Below are 24,507 nucleotides of genomic sequence, written 5' to 3'. Positions count from 1 at the left end.
GTGTCGTCAATCGTTCGGGCTCTTTCGTGCAGTCGCGCACGCGGATCGTCGATTCCGCTGTCACAACGGCGTCACATCTGAGAAGATGTGCGCCCCTTCGACTTTGCACACCCCGTTTCATGGCATCAGGCCCCGCACATCACGCAACCGGCTGGGCGGCCGGCGTCATCCGCCACGGCCATGGTCACGCACCAGCACGCGGACGGTCCCTGGCATCTCTACGCCGCGCTGGCCTTTATTGCGGGCGTGGCGGGCGGCTCCGCGCCGGACTGGCTGGAAGTTGCATGGTGGCGCAAGAAGCGCCAGCTATGGATCACGCATCGCACCCTGACGCACTGGGGTATTGGCTGGATCGCGCTGCTTGTCTGGTCGTACCAGAAGCTCGGCCATCTGCCGGCGGCCGCTCCGGTGTTCGGCTTCGCCTGTGGAGGCGTGATTCATCTGCTTGCGGACTGGCCCAATCCGCTCGGCGTACCCTGGGTCATCCAGCGGCATTCCCTGAACTGGTGGAAGAGCGGACGGTGCGATCTGATCGTGGTAGCCGCATCATGGGTTGCGGCATGGTTCTTCGCCGTGCATGGATGGCCGCACGGCTGGCCGATGGCCCCGCTGCGAAAACTGGTGTCGTGCCCGGCTGGGCACCGCAGTTTCCATGAGGAAACTGCGGGAAACTGCAGGAAACTGCGCGAAACCGACGTCAATCGAGCCTGAAGTCGATGCCCTGTGCCAGCGGCAGCGCCGACGAATAATTGACCGTGTTCGTCGCGCGCCGCATATAGCCCTTCCACGCATCGGAACCCGACTCGCGACCGCCGCCGGTTTCCTTCTCGCCGCCGAACGCACCGCCTATCTCCGCGCCGCTCGGTCCGATATTCACGTTCGCAATCCCGCAATCGCTGCCGCGAGCCGAGACGAAACTCTCGGCTTCGCGCAGGTCGGTCGTAAACACGCACGACGACAGACCGTGCGACGCGCGATTGTTGGCGGCAATGGCTTCGCCGAAGTCGCGATACTTCATCACGTAGAGAATCGGCGCGAAGGTCTCCTGAAGCACGATATCGGTCTGCGCCGGCATCTCGACCAGCGCGGGCTCCACGTAATAGCCTTCCGCGAGGCCCGCCACGCTCACCCGGCCGCCGCCGGTCACCTTGCCGCCTTCGGCCCGCGCTCGCTGCAACGCATCCTGCATGCGCTCGAACGCCTGGCGGTCGATCAGGGGACCCATCAGCGTGCGCGGTTCGAGCGGGTTTCCGATCGGAACCTTGCCGTAGAGCTGCTTGAGCCGGCTCACCGTGTCGTCATGAACGCTCTCCTGCACGAAGAGGCGCCGCAACGAGGTGCAACGCTGCCCCGCGGTGCCCACTGCCGAAAACAGGATCGCGCGCAACGCGAGTTCGCGGTCGGCGCTGGGCGTCACGATGCCGGCATTATTGCCGCCGAGCTCCAGGATGGCGCGGCCGAAACGCTGCGCCACGGCAACGCCGACGGCGCGCCCCATGCCCGTGCTGCCGGTGGCGCTGACAATGGCCGCGCGCGGATCGGCAACCAGTTGCGCCCCGACTTCGCGATCGCCGATGACGAGCGAAACGAGACCGTCCGGCGCATCGCCGAATTCGCGCAACACGTCGTCCATCAGGCGTTGCACGGCGAGCGCCGTGAGCGGGGTCTTCTCGGAAGGCTTCCAGATCACGGGGTCGCCGCAGACGAGCGCCAGCGCGGCGTTCCACGACCACACGGCAACCGGAAAATTGAAGGCGGAAATGATCGCGCAGACGCCCGCCGGATGCCAGCTCTCCGCCATGCGGTGCCCGGGGCGCTCCGACGCGATGGTCAGGCCGTAGAGCTGGCGGGAAAGACCGACCGCGAAATCGCAGATATCGATCATCTCCTGCACCTCGCCCAGCCCTTCCTGGAGGATTTTGCCGGCCTCCAGCGAGACGAGGCTGCCGAGCGCGTGCTTGTGCTTGCGTAGCCGCTCGCCAAGCAGCCGCACCAGCTCGCCGCGGCGCGGCGCGGGGACGTCGCGCCAGACGAGGAAAGCGCTATGCGCGCGGGCAAGTGCCGCGTCGACGTCGGCGGCCGTGTGGCTCGCCACCCTGCCGATCACTGCCCCGGAAATGGGCGACCGAACCTCGATGTCGCCAGCGCCAGCCTGTTCGAGAATGCCGAGATCGGCAAGAATCCGTGATGCGTCCATAGCGAGCCCTTAATTTCCGATAAGAAACATACTCAGGTTCGCCGACTATACACGCGGGCCGATGAGGCGACAAGCCGGGAAACGCCCACCGGCCAGAGCCGTATGCCTATATGAATCGCTGCCAATGCAAGCTGGATCGACCGCCGACAGGGCGCCATCTCGAAGAAAGTTTCCTTTCAGAAATTTTCGATTGAGATGCGGCTGTGAGGCCAATGGCGGAATGGCACGCCGTGCCGAAGATCGGACAACAGGAAATGATCGACGAAAATCCCGGTTTGCATGTAATTCAGCGTGAAAATATATGCAAACATTCGATCAAACCTTTACGTGAAACTAGCTAACTCAACGAGGCTATGCCGCGGCAATAAAAATTAACTCCCAATACCGGCTCAAACCCATCAGACACGCCGGACATGTTCCGTGCGTCCCATCCGGTGCCCCACGAGCAACCCAGCGTCGTACGCGGACTCCAGGGCGCGCCCAAGATCCTCGGCGTTTACGACGTGGAAATCCAGCGTCTGCCTGCCCGTCAACTCGAAGCTTTCGACTCCGAGCGTCCTGCGCGATATGGCCAACAACAATTCGAGGCGTTCGTCATTCATAATTCCTTCCCCATTTGATCTATATCATCCGGTATAAATCTTATAGTGATAGCGCCGATCACCTGCGCGACGTCCGGACGCAGTTTGAAGAACTATTCAAAAATAGCCATTCGATGAAACTTCCCGAAGATAAATGAGAAAAACCGATTAAGGTTTAAATACTGTTAATTAATATCGTCAATTATTGAAAAGCCTCGGCACTGATCGTCAGACGCACCGGGCGCCGCGCCGAGCGAGACGTCGGCCGAACAGCCGAGGTTTCTGAACATCGCGGGTTTGGTAATATCGGAAACCTATGCGCCGCCCAGGCGTTTCCGATGCGCTCCCCATGGATACCACGCTCAGCCCACCCGCCGGATCAACCGCCGACCTCGGTCGCCGCGTGCGCGCCGCCCGCCTCGCACACGACTTGACACTCGACACCGCGAGCCGGCTGTGCGGCGTGTCGCGCTCCACACTCTCGAAGATCGAAAACGGCAACATGTCGCCCACTTTCGACGTGCTTCAGAAGATCGTCGTGGGGCTCAAGATCGATCTGGGCGAGTTGTTCGGCTCGGTGCCGAAGCTCAACGCGGGTGGCCGCCGGGCGCTGACGCGGCGGGGCGCCGGGCAGCGGCATGCCTATCGCGGCTATCAGATGGAACTGCTCGCCACCGACCTGGCTCACAAGGCCATGCTGCCGTTTCATATCCGCATCACCGCGCACTCGCTCGATGCCTTCGACGACTGGGGGCGCCACGAGGGCGAGGAGTTTCTCTACGTAATCAGCGGCAGCGTCTGCCTCTACTCGGAGTTGTACGCGCCCACCCATCTCGAAACCGGCGACAGCCTCTACTTCGACAGCCGGACGGGTCACGCGGCCATCTCCACCAGCAAGGAAGACGCCGAAGTGCTCTGGATGGCCACCAGCGCCACCGCCCCTGGTGCGTCGGCACAGACTGCGACGCCGGCAAGGAAAACGGCACGCAGCCGGATCAAGCCCTCCGACGCTTGAGCGCCGGCCTCCCCGGCTAACGCCGGCGCGCGGTCGTGCGCGTGCCTGGGGCGGCCGCCTTCGCCACGCCGCGCTTGCTTCGCGTGCGCCGCCCATCCGGTTCATTTGTCGAGCGCGCCGTGCGCTCGCGCGCCGCGCCCTTCACGGCCTCGATCAGTGCGCGCCCGGCCGGCGAAGGCTGCGTGTCCGTGCGCAGGATCAGCCCGACCGGCTCCTCGCCGCCTCCGGACGGCAGCGGCAAACGCACGAGGGCACCCTGCCGAAGGTCGTATTCGACCGCACCGGCAGGCACGAACCAGACCGCGTCGTTCTCGAGCGCGAGCGCGCGGCCCACCGACACCGAGAGCATTTCCACGAAGGCCGGCAAGGTCTGCGCGCCCCACGCCGAAAGGAGGCTGTCGGCCGCCTGGCGAATCAGCGTGCCGAACGGCGGTAGCACGAGCGGATATTGGGCAAGCTGTGCGGGAAAGCCGCCCCCTTGCGCGAGCGGATGCCCTGCGCGCACCACGACCGCGAGCGGCTCGTTATAAAGCAGTTCGAAACTCAGGCCGACCATGCGCTCGGGATCCGCGAGACGGCCGATCGCAAAGCTGATCGCACCGGATTTCAGGCGCTCGAGCAATTCGGCGTTGGCCGCCGTCGAAAGCCGGACGCTCACGCGCGGCCACTGCCCGGCGAAGCGCCGCAACGCGCCCGACAAAACATCGGTGGCCACGGTCGGCAGCACGCCCACATCGAGCGTCGCCGCCACGGCGCCTTCGTCGCGGGCGAGCAGTTCGACGCCCTGGCGCAGCGCGCTCACGCAGGCGCTCGCGTGCGGCATGAAAAGCTGCCCTTCGCGCGTGGGCACAGCGCCGTGCCGGCCGCGCTCGAAGAGCCGCACGCCCAGCACCGACTCGAGCTCGGCAATGGTTTTCGACACCGCGGGCTGGGTGATCGAGAGACTTTCGGCGGCCTGCTGCACGCTGCCGAACTGCGCGACCGCCAGAAAGCACTGGAGGTGCCGAAACTTGACGCGTGCGTCCGCGAGCCGGGTTTGCATAACGGTCCGTTATACGAGATGCGAGAAAACATCATTTTGCATAACTTTCCCGATTGGATAAAGTCGTGACGTCTGCACGCATCCGCCACACGGCGTGCGGCCCGCTTCCCCATAATCCTCAGAGGAGACATTCATGGACGAGTCCATCCTGTCGCCGCGTGACTTCGATTCGCACCCCGCGTACATCCACCCGGAATATCGTTCGTCGGTCAAACGCGGACCGACGCGGCCGCTGATTCCACTAAAGGAAAAATTGCGCGATCAGCGCGCGCCCGTCTACGGCGCGGAAGATCTCGGCCCGCTCGACCACGATCTCACCCGTAACGCGGTGCGCAACGGCGAGCCGCTCGGCGAACGCATCATAGTGACGGGACGTGTGCTCGACGTCGGCGGCAAGCCCGTGCGCAATACGCTGGTCGAAATCTGGCAGGCCAATGCTGCTGGCCGCTATGTTCACAAGGCGGATCAGCACGATGCGCCGCTCGACCCGAACTTCCTCGGCGCGGGCCGCTGCCTCACCGACGACGAAGGCCGCTACCGCTTCCTCACGATCAAGCCGGGCGCGTACCCCTGGGGCAATCATCCCAACGCGTGGCGGCCGAACCACATTCACTTCTCGCTGTTCGGCGATTACTTCGGTTCGCGCATCGTCACGCAAATGTACTTCCCGGGCGATCCGCTGCTGGCCTACGACCCGATCTTCCAGGGCACGCCCGAGCAGGCACGCGACCGCCTGATCTCGCGCTTCACGCTCGACGTCACCGAAGAAAACTACGCGCTCGGCTATGAGTTCGACATCGTGCTGCGCGGCCCCAATCAGACCCCCACGGAGCGTTGAACCATGGCACACAAGGAAACGCCCTCGCAAACCGTCGGCCCGTACTTCGCCTACGGCCTCTGCCCGCAGCAATACGACTTCGACCTGAAGAGCCTCTTCACGGCGGATCTGGTTGCACCGGAAACGCGCGGCGAACACATCACGCTGATCGGCAACGTGTACGACGGTGACGGCAACGCGGTCCAGGACGCCATGCTGGAGTTCTCTCAGGTGGACGCGGACGGCGGCTACCCGGCCACGCGCGAAGACATCGCACGGAGCGGCTTTCGCGGCTTCGCCCGCGTAGGCACCGGCACCGATAGCCAGCTGCGCTTCGTCGTGCGAACCGTCAAGCCCGGCCGGGCCGACGCAGGCGAGGCCCCGCACCTGAACGTGATCGTCACGATGCGCGGACTGCTGACCCATGCATTCACGCGCATTTACTTCGACGACGAAGCCGCCGCGAACGCGAGCGATCCCGTACTCGCATCCGTGCCCGAGTCGCGGCGCGCGACGCTGATCGCGAAGCGCAGCGAACAGAACGGCCGTGTGATCTATCGCTTCGACATCCGCATGCAGGGCGCGGACGAAACGGTATTCTTCGATCTCTGATGCAAGCCGCTCAGCAAATCGCCCGCACTTTCACGGTCCTTTCACGAACGGGCCCTATGATCCTGCCTGCGATTTGATCGCGGAACTCCGAGTAGTACTTCCGAAGCCTGCCGCAAGCAGGCTTCTTTTTTTGCGCGGGCCGCGAATCAGCCGGACAGAAAATGGCGACGATTGACGCGCAACCTCGCGCGGCCATTTGATCAGGCATAACAACTACGCCATTAGAGGGTGCCTTTCCGTTCTAATGGAACAAAACAGATTTGTGCGGCACGCAAATAATCAAACGCGAATCCGCCGCGTCGCCCGTAACATGCGCTTTAAACATAACGCTGAAGAAAAGCCAGAAGCGGCCGACACACGCCGGGAGTGATCCCCGCAATGCCGCTCGCCGCAGGACGCGGACTGCGTGCGATTAACAGCGAAAATGCTCGATATCCTGCCCTGCATGCATGTAACGCAAAAGCCAGGAGGGCATCTCACCCTCGCCATTCCAGGTATTGCCATAGGCGTCGCGATACTTCGGCTGCTTTTCGCTTTCGGCAATAGACGTTTCAAGATCTTCGAGCGTAATGCCGTACTCTTCCATGCGGCGTTTAATCCACACGATGAGCCGTTCGCGCGCCTCTCCATCGAGGTCGAACATCGGATAATTCCTCTCGCTTCGTCAAGGGCCAGGCGCCGGCTGAAATCGAATCGTCTGCCCTGAAAAGACAAAGGCTTCGCGAAGGCGCTGCGAAGCCTTACTGCACTGATGAGGTGCCGCGGGTGTCGAACCCTTGGCCGGACCGGAGGGGATCTGCTGGTCCGCTGCTCCGCTCGCCAGAGCTGGGCGCCGCAGATGGGCGACCGTTTGCTGCAAGCGGAACCGATCATACCGTGCGCTCGCCGCACAGATCAAGCGGTTTCATCACGGCGCGGCACGCGGCAGGCGCCGCCCCGTGCCGCGCCCCGCTTCAGTGCGAAGCCGCTGCGCGGCGGTCGGCGCGCGGCGTCTCGCCCGCTGCGCCGTCTTCCTCCGTGCGCTCGCGCGCGAGCACCGGTGCGAGCGCCGCGCCCGTGTGGCTGGCCGGCACCTTCACGAGCCCTTCGGGATCCGCGGCGGCGACGATCGTGCCGCCGCCCACACCGCCCTCGGGACCGAGGTCGATGATCCAGTCGGCTTCGGCAATCACGTCCAGATCGTGCTCGATGACGACTACGCTGTGCCCCGCGTCGGCAAGACGATGCAGCACGCGGATCAGGCGCGCGACGTCGGCCATGTGCAGGCCCACCGTCGGCTCGTCGAGCACGTAGAGCGTGTGCGGCGCCTTCTGCCCGCGGCGGGTGATGTCGTCGCGCACCTTGCTCAGCTCGGTCACGAGCTTGATGCGCTGCGCCTCGCCGCCGGAAAGCGTCGGCGAAGGCTGGCCGAGCGTGAGATAGCCGAGGCCCACGTCCTTCATCAACTGCAGCGGATGCCCGATGTTCGTGATCGCCGCGAAGAACTCGACGGCCTCGTCGATCTCCATCGTCAGCACCTCGCCGATATTCCGGCCGCGCCACGTCACCGCGAGCGTTTCCGGATTGAAACGCTGGCCGTGGCAGACGTCGCAGGGCACCTTCACGTCGGGCAGGAAGCTCATGCCGATCGTGCGCACGCCCTGGCCTTCGCATGCCGGACAGCGGCCGTCGCCCGTGTTGAACGAAAAACGCGAGGCGCTGTAGCCGCGTGCGCGCGCTTCGAGCGTGTCGGCAAAGAGACGCCGGATGGCATCCCACACGCCGATATACGTGGCCGGGCACGAACGCGGCGTCTTGCCGATCGGCGTCTGATCGACTTCGAGCACGCGGTCGATGCTCTCCCAACCCGTGATCGAGTCGCAGCCTTGCCATGCATGCGCGACGTCGAGCTTCGGCTTCGACACGCTGCGCGCGAGCACGCTCGAACGTTTCGCGGCAGCCGTTTTGGCGGCCGGCGCATCGCCCTGCGCGGCCTTGCGCGCCCGGCGCTCGGCCGGCGAAGACAGCACCGAACGACCCACGGCGTCGAGCAGGTTGGAAAGCAGCACGTCGCGCGCGAGCGTCGATTTACCCGAGCCGCTCACGCCCGTGACCGCGACGAGCCGCCCGAGCGGAATCTGCGCGGTGACGTTGCGCAGGTTGTGAAGGTTGCCGCCGTGCACGGTCAGCCATTGCGCGGGCACGGCCTCGCGTCCCGCACGCGCAGGCTTCACCTCGCGGCGGGGCTGCAATGGATGCACGATCGGATGCGCGAGATAGCGCCCGGTCAGCGAATCGGACTGCGCCGCGAGATCGGCGACACTGCCCTGGGCGACCACGCGGCCGCCGCGCTTGCCCGCACCCGGCCCGATGTCGATGATATGGTCGGCACGACGAATCGTATCCTCGTCGTGCTCGACCACGACGAGCGTATTGCCCTTCTCGCCGAGGCTGCGCAGCGCGTCGAGCAGAATCTGGTTGTCGCGCGGATGCAGACCGATGGTCGGTTCGTCGAGCACATAACACACGCCCTGCAGATTGCTGCCGAGCTGCGCCGCCAGCCGGATGCGCTGGGCTTCGCCGCCCGAGAGACTCGGCGCCGCGCGATCGAGGCTCAGATAGCCGAGGCCGACTTCTTCGAGAAACTGCAGGCGGCTCCGGATTTCGCTCACCACGTCGCGCGCGATCTGCGCGTCGCGGCCGTCCAGCTCCAGCGTGTCGATCCACCTGCGTGTGTCCGCAACCGTCCATTGCGCGATCTCGACAATGGCATGCTCGTCGAAACTCACTGCTCGCGCCACCGGATTCAGGCGCGTGCCGCCGCAATCCGGGCACGGCGTTTCGCCCATGCCTTCCGGCTCCTGCTCTTCCGAAGGCAACGTCTGCTCGCGGCCGCGTCCATCTTCGGCCACGACGGTGTCGTCATAGGCCGCGCGCTGTTCGCGCGTGAGCGCGAGGCCCGTTCCCACGCACGAACCGCACCAGCCATGTTTGCTGTTGTACGAGAACATGCGCGGATCGAGTTCGGGATAGCTCGTGCCGCACACGGGACACGCGCGCCGCGTCGAGAGCACCTTGACGGTGCCGACACGCGCCGTCGACCCGCCGTTGCCAAGCGCCCGCTCGAGCCCGTCGAGCGGCGCGAGCAGATGCACCACGCCCTTGCCCGCCTCGAGCGTCGTGTCGAGCAGTTGGCGCAGCTGGGCCTCGTTTTCAGGCTCGATCACGAGGTCGCCTACGGGCAGTTCGATGGTGTGCTCGCGAAAGCGGTCCAGCTTCGGCCACGGCGCCACCGGCACGAATTCGCCGTCCACGCGCAGATGCGTGTTGCCGCGCGCCTTGGCCCATTTCGCGAGATCGGTATAGACCCCCTTGCGATTCACGACGAGCGGCGCGAGCAAGCCGACATGCTGCCCGCGATGCTCGCGCAGCAGTTGCGCCACGATCGCATCCACGCTTTGCGACGTCACGGGCGTGCCGTCATGCACGCAATGCTGCACGCCGAGCTTCACATAAAGCAGCCGCAGGAAGTGCCAGACCTCGGACGTGGTCGCCACCGTGCTCTTGCGCCCGCCGCGCGAGAGGCGCTGCTCGATCGCGACCGTAGGCGGAATGCCGTAGACGGCGTCCACTTCGGGGCGCCCGGCAGGCTGCACGATCGAGCGCGCGTAGGCATTCAGCGATTCGAGGTAGCGGCGCTGTCCTTCGTGGAACAGAATGTCGAAGGCGAGCGTGGACTTTCCGGACCCCGAAACACCGGTGATCACGTTGAAGCGCCCGTGGGGAATATCCACGTCGAGCGCCTTGAGATTGTGCTCGCGCGCGTTCACGATGCGCACCACGTCCTCGCCCTGCACCTCGCGCCTCGACTGCGCGGCCCGCAGGGCCGTTTGCAGCGCCATGCCCTCTTCTTCCGCGACGAGCGCACCCGCGCCGCTGCCGAGCGCCGCCTCGTAGCGTTCCAGCGCTGCCCCCGTGTGCGAGCGCGGGCAGGCGATCACGTCGTCGGGCGTGCCGACGCAAACCACTTCGCCGCCCGCGTCGCCGCCTTCCGGACCGAGGTCGATGAGCCAGTCGGCCGCGCGGATCACGTCGAGATTGTGCTCGATCACGAGCAGCGAATGGCCGCCCGCCAGCAGCTTGCCGAATGCGCGCATCAGCTTGGCGATGTCGTCGAAGTGCAGGCCCGTGGTGGGCTCGTCGAACATGAAGAGGCGCCCGCCGGCGGGCGCCTTCTTGCCGCCCCCCTGCGCGGTCTCGGCCAGATAGCCCGCCAGCTTGAGCCGCTGCGCTTCGCCGCCCGAAAGCGTGGGCACCGGCTGGCCGAGCTTCACGTACTCCAGACCGACGTCGACGATAGGCTGCAGCACGCGCAATACTTCGGCATCCTCACTGAAGCACTGCACCGCTTCGCTCACCGTAAGGTCGAGCACGTCCGCGACCGAAAGCAGGCGCCCGGCGCGCTCGATCTTCACTTCGAGCACTTCCGCGCGATAACGGCTGCCGTCGCAGTCGGGGCAACGCAGGTACACGTCGCTCAGGAACTGCATCTCGATGTGCTCGAAGCCCGAGCCGCCGCAGGTCGGGCAACGCCCCTCGCCCGAGTTGAAGCTGAACATGCCCGCCGTGTAGCCGCGCTGCTTCGCGAGCGTGGCCTTCGCAAACAGCTTGCGGATCTCGTCGAACGCGCCGACATAGCTGGCCGGGTTCGAGCGCGCCGTCTTGCCGATCGGCGACTGGTCGACGAACACGGCGTCGCTGATTTGCTCCGCCCCGCTCAGCTTGCGATAGATCCCCGGCGATTCGGTGGCCTTGCCGAGGTGCCGCGCGAGTGCCGGATACAGCACGTCCTGCACGAGCGTCGATTTGCCCGAGCCCGATACGCCCGTCACGACCACGAGCCGTTGCAGCGGAATCTGCACGCTCACGTCGCGCAGATTGTGCTCGCTCGCGCCTTCGAGCAGGAGGCTCGGCGCCGCAGCGTCGACGGGGCGCCGCGCCCAATGCGAGGCGTCGGCCACGGCGCGGTGGCCGGCCAGGTACTCGCCGGTCAGCGTGCCGGCCCGGCGGATAGCGTCGGGCGTGCCGTCGAAGACGATCGTGCCGCCGCGCTCGCCCGGCCCCGGTCCCATGTCGATCAGGCGGTCGGCGGCGAGCATCACCGAAGGATCGTGCTCCACCACGACGAGCGTATTGCCGGCGTCGCGCAGCCGCTGCATGGCCTCGACGATGCGGTTCAGGTCGCGCGGATGCAGGCCGATGCTCGGCTCGTCGAGCACGAACAGCGTCTTGGTGAGCGAAGTGCCGAGCGCCGTGGTCAGGTTGATCCGCTGCACTTCGCCGCCCGAGAGCGTGCGGCTCTGGCGGTCCAGCGTGAGATAGCCGAGGCCTACGTCGCACAGATATTTCAGGCGCGTGCGCACCTCGGCGAGCAGCAGTTTCAGCGCGTCGTCGAGCAGTGCGGAGGAGAGCGAAAGATTGTCGAAGAACAGGCGGATGCGCTCGATCGGCAGCAGCATCACGTCGTGCAGCGTGAGACCGGGCAACGCTTCGAGCTGCGCGCGCGTCCACTCCACACCGTGCGGCAGGAAACGCGCGGCAGGCGCGAGGACCTCATCGGCATTCTGCTGCGTGCCGAGGCGCCACAGCAGCGCCTCGGTTTTCAGGCGCGCGCCGCCGCAAGTCTCGCAGGGCGTATAGCTGCGGTACTTCGAAAGCAGCACGCGGATGTGCATCTTGTACGCTTTGGACTCCAGATATTGGAAAAAGCGTTTCACGCCATACCACTGCGACTGCCAGTTGCCGCGCCAGTCAGGCGCGCCGTTCAGCACCCAGTCGCGCTGCGCCTGCGTGAGCTCCGACCACGGCGTGTCGCGCGGAATGTCCGCCTTGGCGGCATAACGCATCAGGTCGTCCTGACACTCCTTCCAGGCCGGCGTCTGCAGCGGCTTGATCGCGCCGCCGCGCAGCGTCTTGCGCGCATCCGGAATCACGAGGCCCCAGTCCACGCCGATCACGCGGCCAAAGCCGCGGCACGCGTCGCAGGCGCCGTAGGCCGAATTGAACGAGAACAGCGCGGGCTGCGGGTCGGCATAGCGCAGGTCGCTGTCCGGGCAATGCAGGCCGGTCGAGAAACGCCAGATCTGCGGCTGTGCCGGCGCATCCGCTTCGGCGTCCGCCAGCACATAGACGTTCACGCGGCCGCCGCCGCGCTTGAGCGAGGCCTCGATCGCCTCGACCACACGGCTCTTTTCCGCGTTCTGCAGACGAAAGCGGTCGGCCACCACGTCGAGCACCTTGCGCGTTCCCTCGGCCGTCTTCACCTCGCGCTGGGCCTGCACGCGCGTATAGCCGCTCGCGGAAAGCCATTGCGTGACCTCCTCGTCGGTGGTCGTGTCGGGCAATTCGACAGGGAAAGTCATCGCGAGGCGCGGATCGCCGGCGGCCGCCGTGCGCGCCTTGAGTTCCGCGTAGATCGTCTCGGACGTGTCGTGGCGCACCGGCTGCGCCGTGACGCGGTCGAACAGGCTGGCCGCGCGCGCGTAGAGCAGTTTCAGGTGATCGTTCAGCTCGGTCATCGTGCCGACCGTCGAGCGCGAACTGCGCACCGGATTGGTCTGATCGATGGCGATGGCGGGCGGCACGCCGTCGACGCGATCGACCTGCGGCCGGTCCATGCGGTCGAGAAACTGGCGCGCGTAAGCGCTGAAGGTCTCGACGTAGCGGCGCTGGCCCTCGGCGTAGAGCGTATCGAAGACGAGACTGGATTTGCCCGACCCCGATGGCCCCGTCACCACGGTCATTTGGCCGGTGTGCAAGTCGAGGTCGAGGTTCTTCAGGTTGTGCTGACGGGCACCACGGATGCGGATCAGGCTATTTGACGACACGGTTTTATCGCAAAATCAAAAAGTTAGCTCACTTCCAGGGCGGCTCTGGCACGCCCTGGAGCACCCGGCCTTGCACCCATGAAATCGAGCCCGGGACGGGCGCGGCGGGTCGGCATCGCCGGAACGATGCTGCTATTCGCGCTGTGCTTCGGAGTATCGGTCGTGATAGTAGCACACTGTATATTTATACAGTTTTCAGGCGACGCGGCGGCGCCCTGCCAGCGGAATGATCGGAACAAAGGGGCAGTTGCCGGGGGCGGAATGGACGGACGAACGAATGCGTCCGGATGCGAAGGAACAAACGGTATGCCCCCGGCGCCGCTCACCCGAGCAGCGGCGCCGCAGAGGCAAAGTCAGGACGACTACATGGTCGAAGCCGTCTGGATCGACAGGCTCGGGCAGTAGTGCGTGGCGCTCAGATAGGACGCCTGCTGCGACCGGGTGCCGCCCGCGTTCGAGGTCGGGGGATCGATGAAAATGGAGGCGTTATTCGATCCGGCCGGCGCCGTAAAGGTCATGGTGATCTTCCACCAGTTCCCCGCTTTCACGGCCGACAGCGAAGTGGCCTGGCCCGCGCCCCACGTTCCGCGAACGATACTGCCCGTATTCGTGTTGAGGACCCAGGCGAACTCGGTGCCGTTCGAGTCGTCGGTCTGGATCGATCCGCCGGGAAACACGGTTGCGTTCGTCGTCGCCAGCACATAGTCGGTGAAGCTGTACGTCTGTCCTCCCTGCACCCGGATGACTTCATGAATGTTCGCCACCGCGGAGCCGTTCGTCGCCGTGACCAAAGCAGCGCGCGGGCTCTTGCCGTAGATGTCGGGAGCGGGCTGCGCGGTCCCGCCGTTGCTCTGGCTCCACGCATCGGGAATCGCGAGGCTCAAGGGCGAATTGACCAGGTTGCCCGCGTAGCAGGCCGCGAGTTCCTTGTCTTTCGGCGGACCATAGAACTCGGCAATGCTGCCCTGGATGGCGTTGTCCGTCGTGTCGGTGGTGGCCTTCGTGAGAATCGCGCCTTCGAAGAACTGGATCGGCGCCGCGCTGCCGTCCCCGCCTTCGCCCAGCGAAAGACCGCCCTGCCATTGGCCGTTGAAGGCATGGCCCGCGTCGCTACTGAAGTTGTAGGCTTCCGGTGGTGCTGCGTCGTAGACCGCCGTGAGTACGCCCTGCGAGGCGGCCCCGCCCTTCACGGCGAATATATTCGACGCCGTGTTGGGCGAATATTTCGCCAGCACCGTGACGAACTTCTCCTTGGGAGGCTGCTGCGGTCCGTAGAGATACACGCCCGCTTCCGCGTCGACACCCGGCCAGTTGACGTCGAGCCCGTTGCACACCGGGTCCTTCACGGTCGGCGACTGATCCGAATCGCCGTCGCAGTAGCCGAATACCGCGGCCGCGCCGTCCGAGAACGCCAGCGCGAACATCTCGCCCTCGACTTCCCCATGCGCATAGGTGCTGGAATTCGCGCTGCTCTCCATGTTGCCGTAGGTCCCGCAACACGTCGAAGACTGGTCGTAATGCGCGCCGGCCACCATGTATTCGGCGATCTCGGTGTCGCCGATCGACTGGTTCACGGTCCCGAAGCGGTTCCGGTAGGCCTGTCCTGCCAGCGTCGACAACGCGGGGATCGTCCCGCCGTTGAGCGGCACCATCGCGAGCTTCGCCGGCGCGCCCGTCAGCGCCGGCAGATCGTTGCCGACGGTCAGCTGCAGGGTGGGCGATTGCGTCGTCAGGGCGACCGGCGGCTGGGACAGCTGAACCGTCAGGGTTCCTGAGCTTCCGGGCAGCGTGATCGTCGCAAAGCCGTTGAGCACCGGCACCGTGACCGGGCTTTGCGAGCCTGGGCCGCTGCTTGGCAGCGTCAGCGACTCGCCGCCGTTCTGATTCAGCGTGAGCGTTGCGGGGACATTCCCGTACGCGCCGCCTTTGAGCGACGCGACACGATCGATCTGATCGTAGAGATACGACACCGAGCAAGTGGTGTTGTTGCAGAAGGCATTCACGCTGCCGAGGTTGGTCGTTCCGATCAGCTCACGGCTGGCGCCGCCTGGGAGCGTGGCCGAAGTGTAGGGATAGATATCCTTCGTGGTGTTATCCGAGGCACGCAAGATCTGGAACAGCGGTCCCGTATAGTTCCTTGTCAGCAAACGGGTCACGCTATGGGCCGCCGAACACGGCGTGCCCGCCGCAGAAGCGGCGTCGCACGGCAGCGGTGTCGACGTCCCGACTTCGGCGGACGCCGCCGCATTCGTCTGCGCCGCGGCGCTCGTTGGCGCGACGCTCGAATTCGCCACACCGGCGACCTGGGATCCGGACGACGAATCGCCATTACACGCCGACAGCACGAGGGCTGCCGACAACAACAGAGAAACCAGTCCAACTGTTCTACACGTCATGATTCCCTCCAATAAGCCAGCGTTGCTTTACGCGCTTATAACGCAGGATTACTAAACGATTCACGAGTAACAGTTACCGACGACGCACGACTGATCAGCATGATTTACGAAAAACGGGAGCGCGCGATGAGACGCCTGCAGTGCGTCGATCGCGGCCCTTGGCGCAAAACTCCCCTTCGCCATCCGCGCGGGTTAGCGCCGGATTTCGGGCAGTGATTTCAGGTGGGAAGCGACGCGCTCTGGGTGGCGCACCTCGCGGCATCACGAAGCGGCCGCGCTAATAATATTACTCATTATTATTAAATATCGCCCTGGTAGATTCCCGTAGATTTTGCAAACACCCTTGATATGCGCATGGCATGTCAAACCGTGCCGCAGGGGCAGCCGATATTATTACTAATAACCATCGAACAGCAGGAGCCGCAGCACCCGAAGTCAGCTGGCGCGCCGACGCTGCGCCCACATCGCTTCGTAGGCGGTTTCGATGTCGCGTGCGAAGCGCGCGCCGTCCATCAACGGCGAGCCTGACATGCGCGCACGCAGATCCGCACGGAGCGCCGCAAGACGCGGCAGGTCGTTCGCGAGATCGACTGCGGTTTCGGCGAAGGCCTCGTCCGAATCGGCGGCGAGCGCTTCGAGGCCCAGGTTGACGAGCTGGCTCAAGCCCGCGCGCCCCGCCACCGTCGGGCCAATGCGCGTGACGACCGGCACGCCCATCCACAGCGCGTCGAGCGAAGTGGTATGGCCGTTGTACGGCAGCGAGTCGAGACCCATGTCGATCTCGTGATAGCCGCGCAGATAGGCGTCACGCGCCCTGAACGGAACGAAGCGCACGCGTACCGGATCGATTCCCGCCTGAGCCAGCCTCGCGCCGATCCGTCGTCTCGCGTCGCCCTCGGGCGCCATCAGCACGAGGCGCGCGGACGGCAAGCGGGCAAACACGCGCGCCCACAGCCGCAGCGTTGCCGGCGTGAGCTTGCAGGGGTTGTTCAGGCTGCCGAACGTGACGTGGCCCGCGCTTGCGGCCGGCAACGGATTCACTTCGGGCTCCGTAGCAAGCGGGTCATAACACCAGAACGTATGCGGCAGGCGCCAGGACTGCTCGCTGTAGTGAGCGTCGTGCGCGGGCGGGTCGAGATACGGATCGGTGATCCGCCAGTCGATCGCCCCGATGCCCGTGGTGCCGGGATACGCGAGCCACGCCACCTGCACCGGCGCCGGCTTGCGGGCGAACAGCAAAGGCCGGCCGCTGCCCATGTGCATGGTGAGATCGACCAGGATGTCGATGCCGTCCGCGCGTATCTTCGTTGCCAGTGCTGCGTCGTCCAGCGCGCGCACGTCGTGCCAGGCTTCCACGCAGGCGGCGAGCCGCGCGGTCGTCGCATCGGGCCGCACGACGCTCGAGTACGCGTGGATCTCGAAGCGCGCCCGGTCGTGATGCACGAAAAGCGGCGTCGTGAACAATGCCTGGCAATGCTCACGAAAATCCGCCGATACGTAGCCGATGCGCAGGCGCCGTTCCCCGGAAGGCTCGATTGCCGCAAGCGCGGGCATCGGCGCGACGGGCGCGGCGTGCTGCGCGGCCCACCCGCGCGCCGCTTCGAGTATCGCGCCCGGGTCGAACGACTGGAACGACAGCGCGTAGACGAGGTTGCTGTGCGCGATCAGATTGCCCGGATCGCTTGCCGTGGCCCGGCGAAAGCACGCGATGCCCTCGTCGAGGTCTCCGCTGTCCTTGAATACGTTGCCGAGGTTGTTGAGCGCGGACGCATGCGCCGGATCGAGTTCGAGCGCGCGGCGCAATAGCGCGTGCGCATCGTCGAGACGGCCTAGCGTGCGCATCAGATTGGCCGCGTTGCTGTATGGGTCGACGAAATCCGGGCGCACACGCATCGCCGTTTCGAAGGCGCTCAGCGCCGCGCGATGATCGCCAAGCTCGCGGCACACGTTGCCGAGGTTGTTCGCGGCCTCCGCATGGGCCGGATCGAGCGCGAGCGCGCGAAGGTACTGCGCTTGCGCATCGCGAAGACGGCCGAGGGCATGGAGCGCATTGCCGTAGTTATAAGCAGCCTGCGCGAAATCCGGATCGCGCGCCACGGCGCGCGCCAGCACATCGGCGGCTTCGCCGGGGCGCCCGAGCAGGGTCAGCAGCACGCCGAGATTGACCATGGCGGTTGGCGCATCCGGCGCGGCCGCCAGCGCGGCCTGCAGCAAATCGAGCGCCTCGTCATGGCGCCCCTGCGCCTGCAGCAGCGTGCCCAGGTTCGTCAGTGCGTTCGCATCGGCGGGCCGCACGGTCAGTGCATGCCGGTACGCTGCCTGCGCCCCATCGGCATCCCCCAGCAGCCGGAGGCAATTCCCGAGATTGTTCGAAGCGTCGGACGACTGAGGATTGCCTTGTGCCGCCTTGCGCCACGCGTCGGCCGCTTCGCGCAAGGCACCCTGCGCCTGCAGTGCCGTGCCGAGCGCGAACCACCATTCGGCCGAGGTGCTGTCCTCTGCAAGCAGACCGCGGAGCACCTCGGCCGCCTGCGCATGTTGCCCGCCCATTGCGCAGGCTTGCGCCAGCGCCTCGCGATAGCGCCGATACCCTGGCCGCAGCTCCAGCAAGCGCTGCAGCCGGACGCGCGCGGCGGATGGCTGGCCCTCCTGCAGATCCAGCACGGCCAGCCGGAACATCGCGTCGGCGTGCGCGGCGTCATGCTCCAGCAGCGCCACGTACAACTTGCGCGCGGCAAGCAGATCGCCGGCGAGATGAGCCTCGCTGGCGCGCTCGAAGAGGGGATCGTTGGGCATCCGGTCTGTGCGACTCGCGTCGCGTTCGGTAGGGCTATGCAGTGCGTGGCGCCACGCGCCAGCCGCAGCGCGAGCATAGCCGCCAACGCGTTTCCTTCGTTTACCAATCGTTACCAAGTGTTACGAAGGACAGACCACCCGATCCGCCGATGCGCCGCCTGGCCACAGGTCAGCCGACCTTATAGCGCTCGAGCCAATGGGCGTAAGGCGCGGGCAAGGTCCACGCGGCGCGCTCGACGCCGAGTTCGCGCGCGGCGTGGTAAGGCCAGTGCGGATTCGCGAGATGCGCGCGGCCCACCATCACGAGGTCGAGCTGCTCGCTTGCCACCGAACGCTCGGCCAGCGCCGGCGTGTCGATGCCCCAGGCCGAAGCGACCGGCAGTCCGGTAGCGCGGCGCACCTTTTGCGCGATCGGCGCGAGGAACGCGGGGGCCCACGGAATCTGCGCGGCCGGCGTGGAAAAGCCCACGCTCACGCTCAACATGTCGAGCCCTTCGCGCCGGAAACCCTTCGCGAGTTCGATCGATTCGGCCAGCGTCTCGTCGTCGCGCCCGTCGTATTCGATCACGCCGAAACGCGCGGTCAGCGGCAGGTGTTCCGGCCAAACCTTGCGCACGGCCCCGCCAGCGTTTCCAGAAGGAAACGGCTGCGGCTCTCCAGTTGGACGCAGGCCGCGGCCAGCACAGCGCCTGCGCCAGGTTGAAAGATCGGGGTATTGCGTCTACGCGCGACGCAGTGCTTTGAGCAGCGCTTCGGCGACCGGCTCCGAAGAAGCCGGATTCTGCCCCGTGATCAGGAGCCCATCGACGGCGACATGGGGCTGCCAGTCGGCCGCCTTCGTATAGTGGCCGCCGCTGGCCTCGAGCATGTCCTCGACGAGGAACGGCACGATTTCGGTCAGCCCGACCGCCGCCTCTTCGGTATTCGAAAAACCGGTCACCGCCTTGCCGGCCACGAGCGGCCGGCCGTTTGCGCCCTTCACGTGCCGCAGCACGCCCGGCGCGTGGCAGACGGCCGCCACCGGCTTGCCGGCCGCCAGCGTCTTCTCGATCAAGGCGATCGAAACGGGATCCTCCGCGAGATCCCACAGCGGACCATGCCCGCCCGGATAGAACACGGCATCGAACGCATTCACATCCACATCCGCAAGCCGTTTCGTATTGGAAAGCTCCGCGCGTGCGGCCGCGTCGGCGTCGAAGCGGCGCGTCGCCTCGGTCTGCGCGGACGGATCGCTGCTCTTCGGGTCGAGCGGCGGCTGGCCGCCCTTCGGCGAGGCCAGCGTCAACTGCGCGCCGGCATCGCGCAGCGCGTAGTACGGTGCTGCGAACTCCTCGAGCCAGAAGCCGGTCTTCTTGCCCGTGCTGCCGAGGTCCTCGTGCGAGGTCAAAACGATCAGTACCTTCATCGGAATTCCTTTCTCGATGGCATCCCGGCGCTTGCGCGCCGTCGTGGAAACCGGTCCGTCGTCGGCCAGATAGCAGACTATTAGACCGGTCGTCTAGTCTATCGCGGCATATCGCACCATGCCGCGCGGGTGCCCGCCCAAGGGGCGGTGCGCCCGCTCGCCGCCGGATCAGCGGGCCGGCGGCAGGCCCAGCATGCTGCGCGTCGTCGCCATGGCCGCATCGAGCGGTCGCCCGTCACGCCGGATCTTTCCCAAGAGCGTCGCCCCCAGCCACAACTCGTAGAGCGATGCCGCCGTCGCGGCCGCATCGCTCACGCCCGCGAGCGTTCCGTCCTCGCGCCCCGCTTCGATGCACGCGGCGAGCCGCGCCACGATCTGCCCGGTGCCGCGCTGCAGGGCGAGACGCATCGGTTCGGACAAATCGCAGACTTCGGCGCCCAGCTTGACCGTGAGACATTTGCCCGCCGGGTCGTCGGCACACTGCGTCGCGCACCAGTCGTCCCAGTAGCGCATGAGCCGCTCGGCCGCCGTGCCCGGCCGGCGCTCCAGCAGTTCGTCCAGGCGTTCCACGTAATCGGCGAAGTAGGACGTCAGCAGCGCGACGCCAAACGCCTCCTTCGAGCCGAAGTAGTGGTAGAACGACCCTTTGGGAACGCCCGCGGCCGCGAGAATCTCGCTGAGGCCGACCGCCGAGAAGCCCTTGCCCAGCAGGATGGGCATGGCGGTATCGAGGATGTATTGCCGCATTTCGACGGCTGTCTCTGCATTCATGGCGTGGCAGTTTAGCGACCCGTTAGACCGGTCGTCTAGTAATCTCACAGAATTCGTAGTGGCATTGCAGCGCCCGAGGCCCGCGAGGCGTGCTGTCGGGATTTCGCATCGGCAACTTATCCGCAAACGAGGAAACACATGGCGATTCGCACCCTGCTCTGTTACGGCGACTCCAACACGCACGGCACGAAGCCGCTCAACCTGCCCGGCGTGCTCGAACGCTTCGGCCCCGCCGACCGCTGGCCCGGCGTGCTGCGCGAGGCGCTGGGCAACGGCTGGAGTGTCGTGGAGGAAGGCCTGCCTGCGCGCACCACCGTTCACGACGATCCCATCGAGGGCCGGCACAAGAACGGTCTCGCGTATCTGCGCCCGTGCCTCGAAAGCCAGTTGCCCGTGGACGTGGTCGTGCTCATGCTCGGCACGAACGACCTCAAGGCGCGCTTCTCCGTCACGCCCGCCGACGTCGCGAACTCGGTCGACGTGCTGCTGGAAACGCTCGTGGCCTGCCGGGCGGGCCCGGGCGGATCGACGCCGCACGTGCTGCTGATGGCGCCCGCGCCGATCGGGGAAGTCGGCTTTCTCGGCGAAATCTTCACGGGCGGCGCGGCCAAATCGCGCCTGCTCGCCCCGCTCTACGAGCGCGTTGCCGTGAAGTACGGCTCCGCGTTCCTCGACGCCGGCGACGTCGTCAAGGTCAGCCCGACCGACGGCGTGCATTACGAGGCCGAGCAGCACCACCGCCTTGGCAAGGCCGTGGCCGAACTGGTCCGCCAGCGCTTTGGCGCCTGAGCCGCGCCTGGGCCGCGCCTGGGCCGCATTGGCGCGACGCAATCATCGGCCGCCCGCTGATTTCCGAAGGACTCGAAATTTTGCTGGCGCAGCTGCCGGAACTGCCGAAGAGCAAGGGAATGTGACGGTCCTGGTTAAAAGCCGCGCGCGGCGAGATTGGCGTAAAGCGCGCGCACGCCGAACGTCCACGGTTCGATTTCGGTGCAAAGGCGTACCGTATTCACGATCGCGCCAAGCGGCGGCGCACTGATCGTGACGCGATCGCCCAGGTGGTGAGTGAAGCCTCCGCCTGGCGCATCGCGATCCTCGATCGGCGAGAACATCGTGCCAAGAAACAGCATGAAGCCATCGGGATATTGATGATGGCGGCCCCACGTTTGCGCGACGAGATCGAGAGGATCGCGGCTGATTTCCTTCATATGGCTCACGCCCTCTAGCAGGAAATCGTCGTCGATACCCTCGACACGCAGCGAAACGCTGGTCGAGCGAATCGAATCGAGCGTAAAGGCTTCATCGAATAGCCGGATGAACGGCCCCATTGCGCACGAGCCGTTGTTGTCCTTGCATTTTCCAAGCAGGAGCGCCGAGCGGCCTTCGATGTCGCGCAGATTGACGTCGTTACCCAGCGTTGCCCCGACCGCCGTGCCCTTGCTGTTGACCGCGAGAACGATTTCGGGTTCGGGGTTATTCCAAGCGGAGGCCGGATGCAGGCCGATCTCCGCGCCGAATCCCACGGCGGACATTGGCTGCGACTTCGAGAACACTTCGGCGTCGGGGCCGATACCCACTTCCATGTATTGCGACCACGCGCCCCGGCGCTGCAGTTCTTCCTTCAATTTCATCGCGGCAGCGGAGCCGGGTTTGATCTTCGAAAGATCGGTACCGACCAGTTGCGTGATTCGGGCGCGAAAGTCGTGCGCTTTGGCGGGATCGCCGCCGGCCTGCTCTTCGATGACGCGTTCGATGAGACTCACGGCAAACGTCACGCCGCAGGCCTTGATCGGCTGCAGGTCGCACGGCGCGAGCAACGAGAAGCGGTCCGTCACATTTCCCGCGGAGCGACCGGCTTCGAGGCTGTGCGCGACCAGCGCATTGACCTCCCCGAGCGACTCGCCGGATGCACCGCGCACGACGTCGAGCAGGTCATCCCGTTCGAACAGATCCGCCGTGGTCGGCGCGATGGAGGTAATGTCGAAAACCCTGCCACCGCGCACGACGACGACGCAGGGGCCTTCGCCGCTTGCCGTTGATCGCCAGATGCGGCCGACAAGCAGCGACTGTTCGAAGTCCTGAGGAAGGTAAGGGGATTGGGATGGCATGGAAGCATTTCCAGAGAAAGTACCGCGGCAGCGGCAGGCGGCATCACGTCATTGAGCGCCCAGGAGGTTGGGCAAAAAGCGGGCGATATGCGGAAAGAAGATGACCAGCAGCAGGTCGCAAGTCAGCGCGAAGATAAACGGCAGGATCGCGCGCGTGGCCTTCTCGACCGACACCCCGCCAATAGAGGCCGCGGTAAACAGGCAAAACCCGATGGGCGGCAGGTTGATCCCGATCGCCGAATTGATCAGCACGATGACGCCGAATACCACGGGATCGATGTTCATCTGGGTAACCAGCGGAAGAAACACCGGAATGATGACCGCAATGCTCGAAATAGTCTCGAGCACCGTATGCGCCGCGATGAGAAACAGATTAATCAGAATCAGGAGCACGATCGCGTTCGTGGTGATCGACATGAAGCTGTTGGCGACATGCAGCGGAATCTGCGCCTCGATCAGATAGCGGCCCAGCACGAAAGCGAGACCGAGCAGGAACGATACGCGCGTCGTGTTCACGCACGTCCGCAGAAGGATGTCCTTGAAGTGCGAGAGCTTGAGCGAGCGAAAGACGAATGCGCTCACGAGGGTCACGTAGGTCGCCGCCACCACCCCGGCTTCGACCGGCGTGAACACGCCGCCCAGTATTCCGCCCAGAATGATGATTGGCGTGAGCAGCGCAAGGAATGCTTCGCGAAACGTCTTCCACAGTACGCGAACGTCGAACGGTTCGACCGAGCTATATCCGCTGTGCACGGCGGTGATGAAGTTGACGATCATGAACGACGACACGACGAGCAGCATCGGAATGATGCCCGCGATGAACATGACCCCCACGGAAACATTCGCCGTATAGGCGTAGACGAGCATGCTCATCGAGACGGGAGAAAGCAGGCCGAGCGAACCGGCCGCGGATTGCAGCGCCACGGCAAACGGGCGGGCATAGCCGTTCTTCACCATGCCCGGAATCATCACAGAGCCTATGGCCGCCGTATCCGCCGTCGCGGAGCCGGACAGGTCCGCAAAGAACATGCTCGCGACAATCGTCACCTGGCCGATTCCGCCCCGCATGAAGCCGACCAGCGCTTGGGAGAACTCAATAATCCGACGTGAAACGCCGCCCGAATCCATGATGGCGCCGGTCAGCATGAAGAACGGAATCGCCAGCAGGCTGACGTTGTTGAGATTGGAAAACAGTTGTTGCGGAATCACGAGCAGCGGCGTGCCGTTGACGTAGAGCGCGAGTGCGGCGGCTATCCCGATACAGACCGCCACCGGCACGCCCAGGCTGAGAAGTCCGGCTCCAAATACGATTGCCCACATGGTCTGAATCCTATAAGTGTTCGGATACGCCGCCGACCAGGGCCTCGCCCGACTGCGCTCCCGGCACGAGGTGCGATACGACGATGCGTACGACGGAGTGAAACGCGATCAAGGCGCCGCACACCGGAATGGACAGATACGGATAAACCATCGACAGGGGAATCGACGCCGCCGTCTCCGTGCCCATCAACTCCAGCATGTCCGATCCGTACACGATGAACACGGCGCCCAGCGCGAAAATGGCGCAGTCGGTCAGGTCATTGAGCAAAGGCACGAGCGCGCCGGGCACACGATCCGCCAGAACGCGCACCTGCGGATGCACGCGCAATTTGATCCCCGCCGCAGCGCCGAGGCAGGTCAGCCACACGAACAGATAAGACGCGACCTCGTCCGACCACGACAGCGAATCGTGCAGGACAAAGCGGAATATCACCCCCAGGCCTGCAATACCGACTGCCGCCAGAAGCAGGCAGCAGCACAGGAACAGCGTAACCTTCAACACGATGCCGTCGATCAGCATCAGGCCACGTGCAACCTTCTCCATAATTGGCATCCTCCTTTACCGGCGATCCAGTCCGCGG

The 24,507-nt window shown here is 65.3% G+C and carries 17 protein-coding genes and 2 pseudogenes; 6 read left to right on the top strand and 13 right to left on the bottom strand.

The annotated features are described in order from the left end of the window. Nucleotides 1–119 precede the first annotated feature (119 nt). Nucleotides 120–606, top strand: a pseudogene (locus BAC01S_RS30530) (metal-dependent hydrolase); the annotation flags it as partial. Between the two features lie 91 nt (nt 607–697). On the opposite strand, the gene amaB reads toward BAC01S_RS30530, so the two are convergent. Further along, nucleotides 698–2,197: an L-piperidine-6-carboxylate dehydrogenase gene (gene amaB, locus BAC01S_RS06415; RefSeq protein ID WP_027794009.1), complete on the bottom strand. Its 1,500-nt coding sequence runs from the start codon at nt 2,195–2,197 to the stop codon at nt 698–700. Between the two features lie 398 nt (nt 2,198–2,595). Then, nucleotides 2,596–2,799 carry a DUF6900 domain-containing protein gene (locus BAC01S_RS06405; RefSeq protein WP_043201369.1) on the bottom strand — a complete coding sequence of 68 codons (204 nt, stop codon included), beginning with the start codon at nt 2,797–2,799 and terminating at the stop codon, nt 2,596–2,598. 328 nt (nt 2,800–3,127) lie between these two features. Here BAC01S_RS06405 and BAC01S_RS06400 point away from each other — a divergent pair, with 328 nt between their 5' ends. Beyond that, complete coding sequence (locus BAC01S_RS06400) at nt 3,128–3,793, top strand: helix-turn-helix domain-containing protein (RefSeq protein WP_027794007.1); 666 nt, start codon at nt 3,128–3,130, stop codon at nt 3,791–3,793. A 16-nt stretch (nt 3,794–3,809) separates the two neighbouring features. Here BAC01S_RS06400 and pcaQ read toward each other — a convergent pair whose 3' ends face one another. Further along, nucleotides 3,810–4,835, bottom strand: a complete 1,026-nt coding sequence (pcaQ, locus tag BAC01S_RS30525; RefSeq protein ID WP_043201367.1) for a pca operon transcription factor PcaQ — start codon at nt 4,833–4,835, stop codon at nt 3,810–3,812. Between the two features lie 133 nt (nt 4,836–4,968). On the opposite strand from pcaQ, the gene pcaH reads away from it, so the two are divergent. Together pcaH and pcaG are read left to right on the top strand one after the other, a co-directional pair. Further along, nucleotides 4,969–5,673, top strand: coding sequence for a protocatechuate 3,4-dioxygenase subunit beta (gene pcaH, locus BAC01S_RS06390; protein ID WP_027794006.1), 705 nt, complete (start codon nt 4,969–4,971; stop codon nt 5,671–5,673). A gap of 3 nt (nt 5,674–5,676) precedes the next feature. Then, entirely contained in the window at nt 5,677–6,264 is a 588-nt protein-coding gene (pcaG, locus tag BAC01S_RS06385) for a protocatechuate 3,4-dioxygenase subunit alpha (protein WP_027794005.1), read from the top strand. A 412-nt stretch (nt 6,265–6,676) separates the two neighbouring features. Here the strand turns inward: pcaG and BAC01S_RS06380 are convergent, their stop codons facing one another. From BAC01S_RS06380 to BAC01S_RS06370, 3 genes are all read right to left on the bottom strand, one after another. Next, on the bottom strand, nt 6,677–6,907 hold the full coding sequence (locus BAC01S_RS06380; protein WP_027794004.1) for an H-NS histone family protein: 231 nt from the start codon (nt 6,905–6,907) through the stop codon (nt 6,677–6,679). Nucleotides 6,908–7,217: 310 nt separating this feature from the next. Further along, the gene (gene uvrA / locus BAC01S_RS06375; protein ID WP_027794003.1) at nt 7,218–13,130 is read right to left on the bottom strand and encodes an excinuclease ABC subunit UvrA; all 5,913 of its coding nucleotides are present in this window, start codon (nt 13,128–13,130) and stop codon (nt 7,218–7,220) included. 362 nt (nt 13,131–13,492) lie between these two features. Then, nucleotides 13,493–15,286 (bottom strand): arabinofuranosidase catalytic domain-containing protein, encoded by a 1,794-nt coding sequence (locus tag BAC01S_RS06370; RefSeq protein ID WP_245616518.1) that lies wholly within the window; start codon nt 15,284–15,286, stop codon nt 13,493–13,495. A 22-nt stretch (nt 15,287–15,308) separates the two neighbouring features. Here BAC01S_RS06370 and BAC01S_RS35465 point away from each other — a divergent pair, with 22 nt between their 5' ends. Continuing rightward, nucleotides 15,309–15,581 (top strand): hypothetical protein, encoded by a 273-nt coding sequence (locus BAC01S_RS35465; RefSeq protein WP_245616517.1) that lies wholly within the window; start codon nt 15,309–15,311, stop codon nt 15,579–15,581. A gap of 380 nt (nt 15,582–15,961) precedes the next feature. Here BAC01S_RS35465 and BAC01S_RS06365 read toward each other — a convergent pair whose 3' ends face one another. The 4 genes and pseudogenes from BAC01S_RS06365 to BAC01S_RS06350 form a co-directional block, all read right to left on the bottom strand. Then, entirely contained in the window at nt 15,962–18,322 is a 2,361-nt protein-coding gene (locus tag BAC01S_RS06365; RefSeq protein ID WP_027794001.1) for a tetratricopeptide repeat protein, read from the bottom strand. Between the two features lie 169 nt (nt 18,323–18,491). Beyond that, nucleotides 18,492–18,979: pseudogene (locus tag BAC01S_RS30520) on the bottom strand (oxidoreductase); the annotation flags it as partial. Nucleotides 18,980–19,043: 64 nt separating this feature from the next. Beyond that, nucleotides 19,044–19,727: a type 1 glutamine amidotransferase domain-containing protein gene (locus BAC01S_RS06355; RefSeq protein ID WP_027794000.1), complete on the bottom strand. Its 684-nt coding sequence runs from the start codon at nt 19,725–19,727 to the stop codon at nt 19,044–19,046. Nucleotides 19,728–19,895: 168 nt separating this feature from the next. After that, nucleotides 19,896–20,498, bottom strand: coding sequence for a TetR/AcrR family transcriptional regulator (locus BAC01S_RS06350; protein ID WP_027793999.1), 603 nt, complete (start codon nt 20,496–20,498; stop codon nt 19,896–19,898). 138 nt (nt 20,499–20,636) lie between these two features. Here BAC01S_RS06350 and BAC01S_RS06345 point away from each other — a divergent pair, with 138 nt between their 5' ends. Continuing rightward, the gene (locus tag BAC01S_RS06345; protein ID WP_084168271.1) at nt 20,637–21,287 is read left to right on the top strand and encodes an SGNH/GDSL hydrolase family protein; all 651 of its coding nucleotides are present in this window, start codon (nt 20,637–20,639) and stop codon (nt 21,285–21,287) included. Between the two features lie 134 nt (nt 21,288–21,421). On the opposite strand, the gene BAC01S_RS06340 is transcribed toward BAC01S_RS06345, so the two are convergent. Genes BAC01S_RS06340 through BAC01S_RS06330 form a run of 3 tightly spaced genes read right to left on the bottom strand, consistent with a single transcriptional unit; the run spans nt 21,422 to nt 24,470 of the window. Next, nucleotides 21,422–22,606, bottom strand: a complete 1,185-nt coding sequence (locus BAC01S_RS06340) for a fumarylacetoacetate hydrolase family protein (RefSeq protein WP_027793997.1) — start codon at nt 22,604–22,606, stop codon at nt 21,422–21,424. 48 nt (nt 22,607–22,654) lie between these two features. Next, nucleotides 22,655–23,926: a TRAP transporter large permease gene (locus tag BAC01S_RS06335; protein WP_027793996.1), complete on the bottom strand. Its 1,272-nt coding sequence runs from the start codon at nt 23,924–23,926 to the stop codon at nt 22,655–22,657. Between the two features lie 10 nt (nt 23,927–23,936). Continuing rightward, nucleotides 23,937–24,470, bottom strand: coding sequence for a TRAP transporter small permease (locus tag BAC01S_RS06330; RefSeq protein ID WP_027793995.1), 534 nt, complete (start codon nt 24,468–24,470; stop codon nt 23,937–23,939). Between the last annotated feature and the right edge of the window lie 37 nt (nt 24,471–24,507).

It is taken from the genome of Paraburkholderia acidipaludis NBRC 101816 (assembly GCF_000684975.1).
GTDB lineage: Bacteria > Pseudomonadota > Gammaproteobacteria > Burkholderiales > Burkholderiaceae > Paraburkholderia > Paraburkholderia acidipaludis.
Note: the sequence above shows the minus strand (reverse complement) of the source record. Positions and strands in the feature narration are given on the sequence as shown.